This window comes from Ruegeria sp. CDSB114 (assembly GCF_059611025.1).
Window position 1 is genome coordinate 65,478 of sequence record NZ_JBXWOT010000013.1, and the last position, 14,213, is coordinate 79,690.

A 14,213-nucleotide genomic window follows, 5' to 3' on the forward strand; every position below is an offset into this window, starting at 1 on the left:
TCATATATTGAAACAAGTATCGGATCATCATACTCACGCCGAACACAAAGGCGAATTGACATATGGCAGACCCATATTTTTCCGAACTCAAGTACCTTGGAGGCCCACCACAGGACTTTATCGAGGTCGCTGTTGACGCGGGTGCGGATGTTTCTGGGCTTGTTGTTACGATCTACAACTCTGACGGATCCATCCGCAGCACTAACACGCTTGATGGGATCACCCCGACGACAGTCGCAGGCCGGGACGTCTATGTAATTGACTCAGCCAGTTCCGCCACCTTTACCGGGCTCGGTAAAACCAATGGTATCTCTTTATCCGACGGGTCAACGGTTTATCAGTTCAGCTCTTTCAGCGATCCCCCCAGCCCCGGCCCGATAACGGCGACAGCTGGCCCCGCCAATGGGATGAGCTCGACGGTCATCGGCGAGGCCGGGGCGGGAGATTCACTTATTTCCACCGACGATGGTGGAACCTATTCGGTGAACACCACTCCGACACCGGGCACCATACCGTGCCTTACGGCAGGAACGTTGATTGCGACCGATCAGGGCCCTGTCCTGATCGAGAGTTTGAAGCAAGGTGATCGTGTCTTGACGGATCATGGTTGCACGCAGCCTTTGTCACAAATCATTCGGCGACATGTCAGCGCGCGGGATTTGCGCCGCCATCCCAAGCTTTACCCAGTACGCATTTGCGCTGGCGCGCTAGGGCAGGGCCTGCCCAGACGCGACCTGCTCGTGTCCCGTCAGCACCGGATGCTGATATCCTCGGCGATCGTTAAGCGCATGTTTGAGTGCCCCGAGGTTCTGGTCTCAGCTATAAAGTTGGTCGAGCTTCCGGGGATATACGTCGACGACAGAATTACAGAAGTTACTTATTTCCACCTGGTGTTTTCTGAACATGAGGTAATTTATGCAGATGGCGCCCCGACCGAGAGCCTTTTGCTTGGCGATGAAGCACTGAAATCTCTACCGGCAGCAGCCATGGAAGAGCTTGTTACGCTGTTCCCCGATCTTGTCGAAACCCCGATGCAAAAGACCAACTACAAAATCCCAGAGGGGGGGCGGCAAAAGCGATTGATCGCTCGGCATGCACGGAACCGGCGGCCGCTTTTGGCAGATTACGACTCTTCTTCGATTCCAGTGTGATCGCTCTTAGATGACGCAGAGCCAAAACAGGTGTATTACCTACATTCCGGCCTGCTGCGGGCACCGCGCTCTTTTGCTAGGTGCCTGCCTTCGTCAGAGCCTTACCGCCGCCGGTCGCGACGTGAGCTCATAGGCTGGAACGCCACACCCACATGCGCTTCGCAATAAGGTTTGCCTGCCTCAACGGGCAGACCGCAAAACCAGAAATCCTCGGTCGCGGGGTCGCCGACGGGCCATTTGCAGGTCTTCTCGGTCAGTTCCATCAGTGTCAGCTTTTTGGCTTTCTTCTCAACCTCGTTGACCTTGGCCAGCGCCTCGGGGCTGATCTCGTTCGCTGAAGGTTGCGGCGGCAGCGGTTGACCGGCCGGGATGATCTGACGGCGGGCCGGAACAGCGGGCTTGGCCTCGGCTGCCGGCGCTGCGGCTGGACGTGCCGGTTCCGTCTTGGGCGTGGGTTTGGGCTTGGCCTCGGCCTTGGGCGCGGGCGCTGGTTTTTCCTTTGGCTCAGCCTTGGCGGGGGTCGCGCCGGTTGCGCGATTCGACAGGCCCAGCCGGTGGACTTTGCCGATAACCGCATTGCGGGTCACACCGCCCAGTTCCTTGGCGATCTGGCTGGCCGACTGGCCCTCGCCCCACATCTTTTTAAGCAGCTCTACACGCTCGTCAGTCCAGGACATCATTTGCCTTTCAAAAGCGGAAAGCGGCCCCGGATTCGGGCCGCCTTGGGAATTCGTCTCAGCCCCCTATTTTAAACACTGCGGTCCGAGTTACAAGCGGTCTTCGAATCAGGTAGAGGGCAGATCATGCAGAATCTCATGGATCAGGAGGCACGCCGCTTTGGTGCGGTGAACTGGATGGGTCTCTATACGCTGGCCCGGCGGGAAACTTTGCGGTTTATGGCAGTGTGGACGCAGACACTTTTGGCACCGCTGGTGACTGCGGGGCTGTTTCTGCTGATCTTCAACATCGCTATCGGGCCCAGCCGGTCTGATGTGATGGGCGTGCCATTTTTGACCTTTCTGGCGCCGGGCATCATGATGATGACGGTGATCCAGAATGCGTTTGCCAATACGTCGTCCTCGATGGTGATCTCGAAAGTACAGGGCAACATCGTCGATACCCTTATGCCGCCGCTTTCGCCGTTAGAGATTCTGCTGGGATACCTTGCGGGCGGCATTGCCCGTGGCTTTCTGATCGCTGTCGTCGTTGCAACCGCGCTGGCGCTGGTGCTCGGTATTGTCCCGCAGAACCCACTGATCGCCATGATCTTTGTAGTGCTGGGAGGGGCCTTTATGGGCGCGCTGGGCCTTTTTGCCGGGATATTCGCCAATAAGTTCGACCAGATGGCTGCGATTACCAACTTCATCGTCACGCCTTTGGCGTTTCTTTCTGGAACCTTTTACTCGGTCGAGGCATTGCCGCCGGTTTTGTACCGGCTAAGCCACGCCAACCCGGTTTTCTATCTGATCGACGGGCTGCGCTATGGTATGATTGGGGTTTCGGACAGCTCGCCCTACCTTGGGATGTTGATCTGCACGGCTGCAACACTGGTGGTCGGTGCACTGACCTGGCAGATGCTGCGAACGGGCTATCGGCTCAAGGCCTGACGGTGCCGCGCCTCGCGCCACACAAGAATCAACCCTCCGGCCAAGATGATGGCAGATCCAATCAGGCTGACCGCGTCGGGGACCACATCGAATATCGCAAAATCATATAGCGCAGCGAACAGCAGTGTCGCATAGCTTATCGGCGCTACGAAAGACGCATCTGCCCGCGCCATGCCGTTAACGAAACAGGCCTGTGCGCAAGCCATCAATGCGCCGATCCCCGCAAGGGCCGCCCATTGCGCCGGGTTGGGCATCTGAAACACGAAACTCACCGCGACTGATGCGATGGTCAGGCCCATCGCGTTGTTCACCAATAGAATTTGGATCGGGCTCTCTCGCCCTGACAGCTTTTTGATAAAGATCAGCTCCATCCCAATGACGACCGCCGCCGCCAGCGCCAGTAACGCCGCAGGTTGGAAGCTCGCAGGTGTCGGGCGCAGCAGAACCAATGCCCCGATCAGGGCCACCGCCGCCGCCAGCCAGCGCCAGGGGCCGACGCCTTCTTTCAGCAAGGGAATGGCCAGAACCATCGCAAAGACCGGGTTCAAGAACGAAATCGCCGTCGCATCCGCCATCGGTATGAACGCGACCGATGCAAACATCAGCGTGATTCCCAGCCAGCCAAAGCTTGTCCTACCGATATGCAGCCCCCAATGGGGCCGCCGCAGGGTAGGGCGCATGATGCCCACTGCCGAAACGATGACCAGGAAGGCGAATAGAAACCGCCCGTGGCTGATCTGCATTGGATGCAAAGGAGCACCTAGCGTATCTGTCCCCAAAGCTTTGGCCAGCAGGGTAGTTGCTGCAAGGAATGCACTGGCGACAAAAATCAACAGTGCCGCTAGGGGCGGGTTATGCGCTTTGGGAACGAACATGCGTAAGCGGTGCTGTACGGGTGGACGAAAGGCAAGGGGTAAAACGGTCAGGGCTGTCCCGACGGTGTAGCAAGAGCCTGTTTGGCCTGTCGCAAGCTGTCCAGAAAACGATTTGCGCGCTCGATCCGCGCCTCAACCTCTTCGATCCGTTCCTGAAGAAATGCTACGCCGTCAAAGGTTTCGGGATCAGCCGCACCAAGTTGCCCCAGCAGGGTTGCAAGTTGGGCGATACTGATCCCCGCCGCCTGTGCATCGCCGATCTGTTCCAGCGTGATCAGCGTGTCATCCGGGTAGTCGCGATAGCTGTTTGTCGCTTCTGGCCCGGGGCGCGAGGCAATCAATCCGTGCCGCTCGTAAAACCGCAATGTGTCGCGGGGCAACCCGCTTCGGCGGGACAGTTCTCCGATACGCATATGTAAAACCATTGACTATACTCTATGGTTTTGATCTTATGGTCCGTGGTCAAAGCCTGCAAGGGGAAAGATGATGGGATCCAAATGTCAAAGCTGCGGCATGCCTCTTAGCAAGGATACCGAAGGGGGCGGCAGCGAAACGGACGGAACCCGCAGCACACGGTATTGTTCACTCTGTTACGCGGACGGTGCGTTTCGACATCCCGATGCCTCGCTCGAGGAATTTCAGTCCCATTGTCTGGATGCGCTGGTGAACAAGGGCATGCCCCGCATTCTTGCCTGGGCTTTTACGCGCGGTATGGGGCGATTAGACCGCTGGAGCGAAGGCTGATACGGGGGTTGCAGCGTTGCAGCAACAAAGCCCTTTTCATCGCAAAACTTCGGCGCTATACGGCACCCATGATCAAACACGCTGATATCCTGCGACTTCGACGCCGACGCTTTGCCGCGTAACCGGCCCGTTTGATCCTTTTGCGCTGTCCAAATCGGCGCATCTCCCACCAAATCAGTTGACGAACATGGCCCTCGTGTATCACTCACGGGGCTCAACATATCGAAAAGGATGATCCGATGATCCCGTCCGTTCTGCCGACCTATAATCGTGCGCCCCTGACCTTTGTGAAGGGCGAAGGCGCTTGGCTGACCGAGGCGGATGGCCGACGTTTTCTGGATATGGGCGCGGGGATTGCTGTGAATGCACTGGGCCATGCGCATCCGGCGCTGGTGAACGCGCTGACGGAACAGGCCCACGCGCTGTGGCATGTGTCGAACCTTTATAACATCCCTCAGCAGCAGGCGCTGGCTGATAAGCTGGTTGAACATACCTTTGCCGACACGGTGTTCTTTACCAATTCAGGCACGGAAGCCTGCGAGCTGGCTGTGAAAATGGCACGCAAATATTTCTACGATAAAGATCAGCCCGAACGGGTCGACATCATCACCTTTGACGGTTCGTTTCACGGTCGGTCCTCGGCAGGCATCGCCGCTGCGGGGTCAGAGAAGATGACCAAAGGCTTTGGCCCGCTGCTGCCCGGCTTTGTACACCTGACATTTGGTGATCTTGACGGTGTCACCAATGCGATCTCGGACAAGACCGCGGCGATCTTGATCGAACCCATTCAGGGCGAGGGCGGTATTCGCCCCGTCCCTGATGCCGAACTCAAAGCGCTGCGTCAGATCTGCGACGACAATGGCCTGTTGCTGATCCTCGACGAGGTCCAATGCGGCGTTGGGCGTACCGGTAAACTTTTTGCCCATGAATGGGCGGGCATCACGCCTGACATCATGATGGTCGCCAAGGGCATCGGTGGAGGGTTCCCTCTGGGTGCGGTGCTGGCCACCGAAGACGCGGCCAGCGGCATGACGGCAGGTACGCACGGGTCGACCTATGGCGGCAACCCTCTCGGTTGCGCGGTGGGCTGCGCGGTGATCGACCAGGTTGCAACCCCCGCCTTTCTGGACGGGGTCAATCGCAAGGCGGGTATGTTGCGCCAGAAGCTCGAAGGATTGATTGCAAATCATCCGGACGTGTTCGAAGAGGTGCGCGGCGCAGGGCTCATGCTGGGTCTGAAATGCAAGGCGACCAACTTGGATGTGGTGAATGCGGGATATGATAACGGCCTCATCACCGTTCCCGCCGCTGACAATGTGATCCGCCTATTGCCGCCTTTGACCCTCACAGAGGACGACATTGCACAGGCGGTTATTCGTCTGGAGAAAACGGCCGCGCAGGTCGAAAGCAATCTGGCGTCTGCCTGAGCCCACCCGATTAGAAAAGCGAAACGACATGAAGCACTTCCTCGACATTCACAAAACCAATGCCGCCGCTTTGCGGGGCATGATCGACCAGGCTGCTGCCATGAAGCAGGCGCGTCTGGGGCAGCCAAAGGCGGCACCGGATGACGAATTGGCACTCAAAGACCGCATGGTCGCCCTGATCTTTGAAAAACCGTCAACCCGGACGCGCGTGTCCTTTGATGTAGGCGTGCGCCAGATGGGTGGTCAGACGATGGTCCTTTCGGGCAAGGACATGCAGTTGGGTCACGGCGAAACCATCGCTGACACCGCCCGCGTGCTGTCGCGCTATGTCGATATGATCATGATCCGGACTTTTGACGAAACCATCCTGACCGAGATGGCGGAATATTCCGATGTGCCGGTGATTAACGGCCTGACCGACCGCACCCACCCCTGCCAGATCATGGCCGATGTTCTGACGTTCGAAGAGCACCGTGGCCCGATCGCCGGGAAGAAAGTCGTTTGGACTGGCGATGGTAACAATGTGTGTGCCTCGTTCCTTCACGCGGCGGGCCAGTTCGGGTTTGATCTGACTTTTACGGGCCCGGCGCAATTCGACCCCGAAGAGGATTTCATGGGTTTTGCCCGTCAAAAAGGGTCCAAGATTGTTGTGGAACGGGACCCCTACAAGGCTGTAGATGGGGCCGATCTGGTTGTCGCCGATACCTGGGTTTCGATGCACGACTCTCAATCCGCGAAAGAACGGCGCCACAACCTGCTGCGTCCTTATCAGGTAAACGCCGAATTGATGGCCCATGCCAAACCCGATGCGCTGTTCATGCATTGCCTTCCCGCGCACCGCGAAGAAGAAGCGACATCCGATGTCATGGATGGGCCGAACTCGGTCATTTTTGACGAGGCCGAAAACCGACTGCACGCCCAGAAGGCCGTTATGCGTTGGTGTCTGGGCGTCTGAACACATGAAAATGGCAAGAGAGAGCCGCGTGCTCTCTCATGATTTCCGGAGTGCACAATGCCCCATATAGTCCTCGAATTCTCTCAGGGTCTTGAAGAGAAACATGATTTCCACGCGGTCTGCGAGAAGTTGTTTGCGGTGCTTTCTGAACATGCTGAGTTTGATGCACCGGCCCTTAAGATCCGTGCCAATCCGGTTACCTATTTTCGGATCGGGACCGAACCGCAGACCTTTGTCCATGCGACGCTTTTATTGATGCAGGGCCGGGATGAGGCTACGCGAGCTGAACTGAACGCTACCGTTTTGGATGTTCTGACTGTTGCCATGCCCGAGGTTGGCAGCATCACGGTGCAAGAGGTCGAACTGAACCATGCGTCTTATGCCAAACGCCTGGCGTGATTGTGTTTGGCAATTTGTCTATCTGAAGCACGGCGACTGACACCTTCTTTGGCCGCAAGCAACATTCCTTTGCAGGGCAGCAAAAATGCCCTGCATTCCCCGTCAAACAGGTGATCGGATAGCGAGCTGTCTGGATGGTTCTTTTCTCAGGTGGAATTTCTGTTAGAATTGTTATGTAATAACATTAATGATATGTCATAACGGACAAAAATCCACCGGAGTTGTGCAATTATTGAGGTTTCTTTCAGGTGCAGCGGCCTGCATCTTGCAGGGGCGAACCGTTGCCTGCCGAAAAAGGGAGAAACTGGAATGAGCTGGAACCCGTCTCACAACCCCGATCGTTTGACTGAGAACCCGTCTTTAGAGGCACTGATCATTCCTCGCGCACGTGATCTGGGTGGGTTCGAGGTGCGCCGTGCGCTACCCTCGGTCAAACGACAGCTTGTTGGCCCGTTCATTTTCTTTGACCAGGTCGGCCCTGCAGAATTCATCACAGAAGGCGGTATAGACGTCCGGCCTCACCCTCATATCGGGTTGGGCACGGTCACCTACCTGTATAAAGGGGAATTTGAGCATCGTGATAGCTTGGGTACCCATCAGATGATCTATCCCGGTGAGGTCAACTGGATGATTGCAGGACGTGGCGTGACCCATTCTGAACGCACCAGCAAGGAAACGCGCAGCAAAAGACACAGTCTTTTTGGCATTCAGACCTGGATCGCGCTGCCAGAGGACCAGGAAGATATTGCACCGGACTTCGAACATCACAAACAATCTGCGCTGCCCCATATTCAGGATGCTGGGGTCAGCGCTCGTCTCATCCTTGGCTCGGCTTATGGTGAAAGCAGCCCGGTCACGACACTGTCTGAAACCTTCTATCTGGACGTGCAGCTTGCCCCCGGGGCCTCTTTTCCTTTGCCTGATGATCAGGAGGACCGCGGTGTTTATGTGACGGAAGGAACGGTTGAGATTGCCGGCGATCAGTTCACCCAAGGTCGTATGATGGTGTTTCGGCCAAGGGATCGCCTTTCCGTTCAGGCAGGGCCGCAGGGTGCGCGGCTAATGTTGCTTGGAGGTGCGACGTTGAACGAGGATCGTTATATCTGGTGGAACTTCGTGTCGTCCTCAAAGGAAAAGATAGAAGCAGCCACCCGCGAATGGAAAACGGCGGACTGGGCCAAAGGGGCTTTTCAACTGCCTCCGGGGGACGATCAAGACTTCATCCCGATTTCAGAAGACCTTGAACGCACCCGTCCGAGGCGCGCGCGCTGACCTGGCGTCAGTTGGCCTTGTCTGACAGGCGGATCGCGGCAATCTTTGACCGAAGGGGAGGGGCGTCATGAGGATCGCAATCGCGGGGGCGGGCAGCATTGGATGTTACTGCGGGGCTTTGCTGGCCCGATCCGGTCACGATGTCACCCTGTTGGGGCGGGCACGAATCCTCGACCCGATCCGGGATAAGGGGCTGATGGTCACAGATTTTTCAGGCCTGCGGTGTCATGTAACCAACCTGTCCCTGACCGAAGATCCGGCGGAACTGAGTGATGCTGAAATAGTCATTGTCACGGTAAAGACCGGCGCGACGGAAGAGATGGCGAAGGATATCGGGAAACACGCTCCAGACGCTGTGATCCTCTCCTGGCAAAATGGACTGGAAAACGCAGGCACCTTACGTACGATGCTTCCGCACCACGATGTCCGCGCCGGTATGGTGCCCTTCAACGTCGTCCCGACAGATACTGGCGGATTTCATCGCGCGACTTCTGGTGAAATCGTTATCCAATCCGGCCTCGGCGATTTGGGCGCAAAGCTGACTGGTCCCGACCTACCGGTGTCAGAGAGTGACCAGATCGAAGCCGTCCAATGGGGCAAGCTGGTGATCAATCTCAATAACGCGCTGAATGCGTTGTCCGGGTTGACGTTGAAACAGCAGTTGCTGGACCGCAACTGGCGCCAACTGATGGCGGATCAGATGTCCGAGGCTCTGACCGTGCTGCACTCCGCCGGCCAACCGATTGTGTCAATGACGCCGCTGCCCACATGGATGACACCGTATATCCTGCGCCTGCCGACGCCCTTGTTTTCGCGGGTTGCCTCCCGGATGCTGAGCATTGACCCCTCGGCGCGCACCTCTATGGCCTATGACCTGATGGCAGGGCGCCCAACGGAAATCGACAGTCTGCAAGGCGAGATCATCCGTTTGGGCGAGCAGCAAGGCATTGCGACCCCAATCTGCGCGCAGGTTCGCGAAAAGATTGCACAGAACCCAAAATCCCCGCTTACTCCCGAGCAAATCCGAAGCTGATGGGTTAGAGAAAAGCCGTCAGTGTCCAGAAGATAGCGGCTGATAACACTGCGGTAGCGGGGACCGTTATGATCCAGGCAGCCACGATCGTCATGAAATGCGAGCGACGGACGAGTTTCCGGCGTTTTTTCTCTTCCTGTGCCTGGCGCCGCTCGGGCAGTCGTTGGTGGTTCGCGTTCTTTCTGCGCCGCTCGGCATGCCATTCGCGATAGAAGCCCACTCCGAAGACCGCGCCCACTGCGATATGGGTGGAACTGACGGGCAGGCCCAGCCAACTGGCCAGGATCACAGTGATCGCCGCAGAAAGGGCGACACAGAATGCGCGCATTGGGTTGAGCTTGGTGATCTGACTGCCGACCATCCTGATCAATTTTGGGCCAAACAGGAACAGCCCAAAGGAAATTCCCAGCGCTCCGATCACCATCACCCAGGTTGGAATTGCGACTTGTGCAGCGAAATCCCCGAACTGCGCCGTATGCACGATTGCCGCCAACGGACCAACCGCATTTGCCACGTCATTGGCGCCGTGGGCAAAGCTAAGAAATGTTGCTGAAATAATAAGTGGTAGCCCAAACAGCGTTTTCAGAGACTTCGTTCTGTTTTCAAGTCCTTCTGATCTGCGATGCACCCAAGGGACTGTCACCAGCCATGTCAGAAATCCGGTGGCCAGACCGAACAGCAAAGCGACTTCAAGCTCAACTTTGACCAGATTGTTCAGGCCTTTGACGGCCAAATAGGTGGTAAAGGTACCTGCCATGACAGCAACGAGTATCGGCACCCAACGGCGGGCAGCGGCGATCTTGTCGTCCTGATACTGAATTTTGGCATTGATCAAAGCCAGAAAGCCAGCGGCAATAGTTCCACCTAACACAGGAGAGATGATCCAACTGGCGGCAATGGCGCTCATCGTGGTCCAACTGACCGCGCTTAGGCCAGCTGCTGCGACGCCCGCACCCATGACGCCCCCCACGACAGAGTGTGTGGTCGACACCGGCGCGCCGACCCAGGTGGCCAAGTTGACCCACATGGCCGAAGAAATCAGAGCCGCCATCATCGCCCAGATAAAGACGGTGCTGTCGTGAACCGATGCCGGGTCTATAATCCCTTTCGAAATCGTCGAGACGACATCCCCACCTGCCAGCAAGGCCCCCGCGCTTTCTGCGATGGCTGCGATGACGATTGCGCCGGTCATGGTCAGCGCGTTGGCCCCGACAGCGGGGCCCATGTTATTGGCAACATCATTTGCGCCGATATTGATGGCCATATAGGCCCCAAAACCCGCTGCCGCGACAACGATCAACCCGCCATCAGCCCGCCCAAAAACCACTGCGGCCGTCAGCCCGGCCAGCGCAATAAAGGCGAAGGCGATACCCGGCGCCAGCATGGGGCGTGCCACATGGGCATTGGCATACTCAACGCGTGAGATGCGCGCCAGATCGCTGTCCAGCGATTGCCAACGGGGTTTGGAGCTTGGGTTCGACATCAGGCTATTGCGGGCGGTTTCCAAAAGAACACCCGCGGCTATACGGTTTCGCTCAGACGAGCAACCGTGGCGTCATCACTTTTTGTGGAGGTGTCACAGCTGCAGCAGCAAAGCGCGCAGTTCGGGCTCCTGAACACGTCCGGCCGCTATCACGGGCGAAACCCACTCGCGGGTCCTTTCCTCGGCCTCGGGGTAGATATCGGCCAGTTCCTGCACTTCGATCCGATAGACATTGGTCACCACAGTCTGGCTGGCCCCGTCTTTCAGGATCTTGTCATAAGTATATTGCCCAACTGGGTCTTTGGATAGGGATTGGGCGCGCACGCCGGCTTCTTCCCAGGCCTCTTGCCGGGCAGCCTCAGCGCCATCCAGGCCATCAATCGGCCAACCTTTGGGGATGATCCAGCGTCCGGTGTCCCGGCTGGTGATCAAAAGAACCTGCAGCCCGTCCTGTGTTTCGCGGGTGCACAAGGCGCCAAACTGCACCCGATGGGGGCGCAGGAACAGAGGCCGGGCGACCTCTTCCCAAATATTTCGCAGCCATTTTGTCATGTTTGTCGTTCGCGTACCCGGGTTTTACCTGAGCAGCCCACATAGCAATGAAACAGATAATCTTCAATGAACGCCCGGAATCGCCGTGCTTTCCGCATCTTCATGCCAAGAATTTTCGACGAAAATTCCCGACGGCCGCCTAATTTCGACGTTTTGCGCGCAGGGTGGGGTCGGCCTTGGTCGGATCTTCGGGCCAAGGGTGTCTGGGATATTGCGCGCGCATATCTTTGCGCACATCCGCGTATGACCCAGCCCAGAAACCGGGCAGGTCGCGCGTGATCTGGATGGGTCGTTGGGCCGGGGAAAGAAGCGTGATCTTAAGGGGCTCGCCGCCGATGACCGGATGGTGCGTGACGCCAAACAGTTCCTGCAGCCGCACCGAGATTTCCGGTACTGCACCGCCATAATCTATCGGCACCTTTCGCCCCAGAGGAGTTTCAAACGACCCTGGAGCGCGCCGGTCCAGTTCCTGCGTCTGGGCCCAGTCCAGTCGGGCGCGCAACGCTGGCAACAGGTCGAACCGTTTCCAGTCTTCAGCATTGCGGACGCCGGAAAGCATCGGCAACAGCCAGTCTTGCAGCGTGTCGGTCAACCCCTCGATCGAGAAATCAGGCAGCTCTGCGCCTTCGGTCCGGACCAGTTCCACCCGTGCCGCCAATCGCGCAGCGGCCCCGTTCAGTCGCAGGCCAAGATCACGGACGCCATCCAGCATCGCCAATGCGACCGCGTCGTCCGGAACCTCTTTCCAAACACGATCACTCAACGTGATTGCGCCTAGCCGTTCTTGTTTGCGCGCAACGACACGGCGGTCACGTTTTGACCAGTCGCAGACCTCGATCCAGGTGATCTGATCCTCGAACAAGTCACGAATTTCCTTTTCCGAGATCTGTGCGGCCATGCGCACCTTTGCTTCGCGGGGGTTGCCATCGGTATCGGTCACAACCAGATAAGGCGCGGCAGCCAGCGTATCGCTGCCATCCAGCACAACACCCTTCCCTCCTGACAACACATAACGCGGCTCATCCCCTTTGCGCCGTTGTCCAATGCGATCGGGATAGGCGAGTGCAGCTGTTGCCGCTGGGCTGAAGTCGGACAGGTTGCCTTTGGTTTGCAGCCGCTTGGTCTCGGTTTTTATCCGTTCTAACGCACCAATGTTGACCTGCCAGACACGGTTGCGTTGAAAGGCGCGCATATCTCGCATGGCTTCGAGCCTAAGCAACATATCCACCGGAGCACCCCGTAAGGGATCGCGCTCGGCCATGAGAGCGGCCAAAGGTGCGGCGGCGGGGCCGACCTGTTCCAGCATATGTCCCAATCGCGGGTGCAGAGGTAGCGCCGCTAGTGACCGCCCGTGGTCGGTGATCCGTCCCTTCCCATCCAGCGCGCCCAGCATCATCAGCAACGTGCGTGCCTCTGTCATCGTGCCCTCGGGTGGAGGGGTCAGGAAAGACAGTTCTTCGGGGCCCGCCCCCCAAAATGCCAGTTCCAGCGCCAGCCCGGTCAGGTCGGTTGCTTCGATCTCGGCCGGGGGATAGGCGGCCAGCGCGCCTTCTTCGCCCTTCGACCATAAGCGATAGCACTTGCCTTCGGCGACACGACCAGCGCGGCCAGCGCGCTGCGTTGCCTCGGCGCGCGTCACCCGCTCGGTCACTAGTCTGGACATACCCGAACCCGGATCGAAACGCGCCCGCCGAGCCTGTCCCATGTCCAAGACCACGCGAATGTCTGGAATGGTCAACGAGGTCTCGGCAATGGACGTAGCCAAAACCACTTTGCGACCGGTTTCGACCGGTGCAATCGCTTGGCGCTGGGCAGCAAAAGGCATCGCGCCGAATAGTGGTCGCACCGTAGCTTTGCTGGATAGCCGGCCAGCCAAGGCTGCCTCGGCCCGGCGGATTTCGCCTTCTCCGGGCAGGAACACCAACATCCCACCTTCTGTTTCGCGCTCGGCCTGAACCACAAGATCGACCAATGCGTCCAGCTTTCGCGCCTGTTGTCCTAGCGGTCGGTCCAGCCAACGTGTTTCGACCGGGTAGCTGCGCCCTTGGGACGTAACAACGGGGGCCTCCATCAACCGCCCCACGGGTTCAGCGTCTAGCGTTGCCGACATTGCCAGCAGGATCAGATCGTCCCGCAATGCCCCGGCGACCTCAAGGCACAAGGCCAGGCCGAGATCCGCGTTCAGGGACCGTTCATGGAATTCATCGAAAATCACCGCACTAATGCCGGGCAGATCGGGTTTGACTTGCAGCATCCGGGTCAGGATACCTTCGGTGACGACCTCGATCCGGGTCGATTTCGATACCTTCGCCTCGCCCCGCACGCGATAACCAACTGTGTCGCCCACGCGCTGTCCCAGCGTATCGGCCATGCGCTCAGCAGCAGCCCGGGCCGCCAGGCGGCGTGGTTCCAGCATCACGATCTTGCCATCGCATAGCCCCGCCTCGAATATCGCCAGCGGCACTCGTGTTGTTTTCCCCGCGCCCGGAGGTGCCTGCAGCACTGCGCGGCCCGAAGCCTTTAGGGCGGCAAGAAGGTCAGGAATAGCGTCGTCGATGGGCAGGCGTATCATGCGGGCTTTATCCGCCAACGGTACGACAAGGTCCAGTTCCGTCTCTTATGCCCGGAGAGCACATATCCCAGAGGTAAATTCTTGTGCGCTCTGGTCTGGACAAACCCCTCATTGGGACGGCAACTAGAACTGCCGCAACTGAT

General features: G+C 58.1%; 14 protein-coding genes. 8 read left to right on the forward strand and 6 right to left on the reverse strand.

Annotated elements, in window-relative coordinates:
- Window positions 1-62 precede the first annotated feature (62 nt).
- Window positions 63-1,151, forward strand: coding sequence for a Hint domain-containing protein (locus tag AC2FIP_RS19380; protein WP_496787788.1), 1,089 nt, complete (start codon window positions 63-65; stop codon window positions 1,149-1,151).
- Between the two features lie 101 nt (window positions 1,152-1,252).
- Here the strand turns inward: AC2FIP_RS19380 and AC2FIP_RS19385 are convergent, their stop codons facing one another.
- Entirely contained in the window at window positions 1,253-1,828 is a 576-nt protein-coding gene (locus AC2FIP_RS19385; protein WP_142638060.1) for a GcrA family cell cycle regulator, read from the reverse strand.
- 126 nt (window positions 1,829-1,954) lie between these two features.
- On the opposite strand from AC2FIP_RS19385, the gene AC2FIP_RS19390 reads away from it, so the two are divergent.
- Window positions 1,955-2,758: an ABC transporter permease gene (locus tag AC2FIP_RS19390; RefSeq protein WP_142638062.1), complete on the forward strand. Its 804-nt coding sequence runs from the start codon at window positions 1,955-1,957 to the stop codon at window positions 2,756-2,758.
- Here the strand turns inward: AC2FIP_RS19390 and AC2FIP_RS19395 are convergent.
- Window positions 2,740-3,633 carry a DMT family transporter gene (locus AC2FIP_RS19395; protein WP_496787789.1) on the reverse strand — a complete coding sequence of 298 codons (894 nt, stop codon included), beginning with the start codon at window positions 3,631-3,633 and terminating at the stop codon, window positions 2,740-2,742. The two genes, AC2FIP_RS19390 and AC2FIP_RS19395, sit on opposite strands and share 19 nt — an antisense overlap.
- A gap of 47 nt (window positions 3,634-3,680) precedes the next feature.
- Window positions 3,681-4,058, reverse strand: a complete 378-nt coding sequence (locus tag AC2FIP_RS19400; protein WP_496703360.1) for a MerR family transcriptional regulator — start codon at window positions 4,056-4,058, stop codon at window positions 3,681-3,683.
- Window positions 4,059-4,119: 61 nt separating this feature from the next.
- Between AC2FIP_RS19400 and AC2FIP_RS19405 the strand changes: the two genes are divergently transcribed.
- From AC2FIP_RS19405 to AC2FIP_RS19430, 6 genes are all read left to right on the forward strand, one after another.
- Window positions 4,120-4,377: a zinc ribbon domain-containing protein gene (locus tag AC2FIP_RS19405; protein WP_496787791.1), complete on the forward strand. Its 258-nt coding sequence runs from the start codon at window positions 4,120-4,122 to the stop codon at window positions 4,375-4,377.
- 239 nt (window positions 4,378-4,616) lie between these two features.
- Window positions 4,617-5,804: an aspartate aminotransferase family protein gene (locus tag AC2FIP_RS19410; RefSeq protein ID WP_496787792.1), complete on the forward strand. Its 1,188-nt coding sequence runs from the start codon at window positions 4,617-4,619 to the stop codon at window positions 5,802-5,804.
- A 28-nt stretch (window positions 5,805-5,832) separates the two neighbouring features.
- A complete protein-coding gene (gene argF / locus AC2FIP_RS19415; RefSeq protein WP_271950442.1) occupies window positions 5,833-6,759 on the forward strand; it encodes an ornithine carbamoyltransferase in 927 nt (308 codons plus the stop codon).
- A gap of 57 nt (window positions 6,760-6,816) precedes the next feature.
- The gene (locus AC2FIP_RS19420; protein ID WP_496787794.1) at window positions 6,817-7,158 is read left to right on the forward strand and encodes a 5-carboxymethyl-2-hydroxymuconate Delta-isomerase; all 342 of its coding nucleotides are present in this window, start codon (window positions 6,817-6,819) and stop codon (window positions 7,156-7,158) included.
- A gap of 309 nt (window positions 7,159-7,467) precedes the next feature.
- Window positions 7,468-8,430 carry a pirin family protein gene (locus tag AC2FIP_RS19425; protein ID WP_282027759.1) on the forward strand — a complete coding sequence of 321 codons (963 nt, stop codon included), beginning with the start codon at window positions 7,468-7,470 and terminating at the stop codon, window positions 8,428-8,430.
- 67 nt (window positions 8,431-8,497) lie between these two features.
- Entirely contained in the window at window positions 8,498-9,463 is a 966-nt protein-coding gene (locus AC2FIP_RS19430; RefSeq protein ID WP_496787796.1) for a 2-dehydropantoate 2-reductase, read from the forward strand.
- Window positions 9,464-9,467: 4 nt separating this feature from the next.
- Here the strand turns inward: AC2FIP_RS19430 and AC2FIP_RS19435 are convergent, their stop codons facing one another.
- The 3 genes from AC2FIP_RS19435 to hrpB form a co-directional block, all read right to left on the reverse strand.
- Window positions 9,468-10,946, reverse strand: coding sequence for an inorganic phosphate transporter (locus AC2FIP_RS19435; RefSeq protein WP_496787797.1), 1,479 nt, complete (start codon window positions 10,944-10,946; stop codon window positions 9,468-9,470).
- 93 nt (window positions 10,947-11,039) lie between these two features.
- On the reverse strand, window positions 11,040-11,498 hold the full coding sequence (locus tag AC2FIP_RS19440) for an NUDIX hydrolase (protein WP_282027762.1): 459 nt from the start codon (window positions 11,496-11,498) through the stop codon (window positions 11,040-11,042).
- Between the two features lie 139 nt (window positions 11,499-11,637).
- The gene (gene hrpB, locus AC2FIP_RS19445) at window positions 11,638-14,070 is read right to left on the reverse strand and encodes an ATP-dependent helicase HrpB (RefSeq protein ID WP_496787799.1); all 2,433 of its coding nucleotides are present in this window, start codon (window positions 14,068-14,070) and stop codon (window positions 11,638-11,640) included.
- Between the last annotated feature and the right edge of the window lie 143 nt (window positions 14,071-14,213).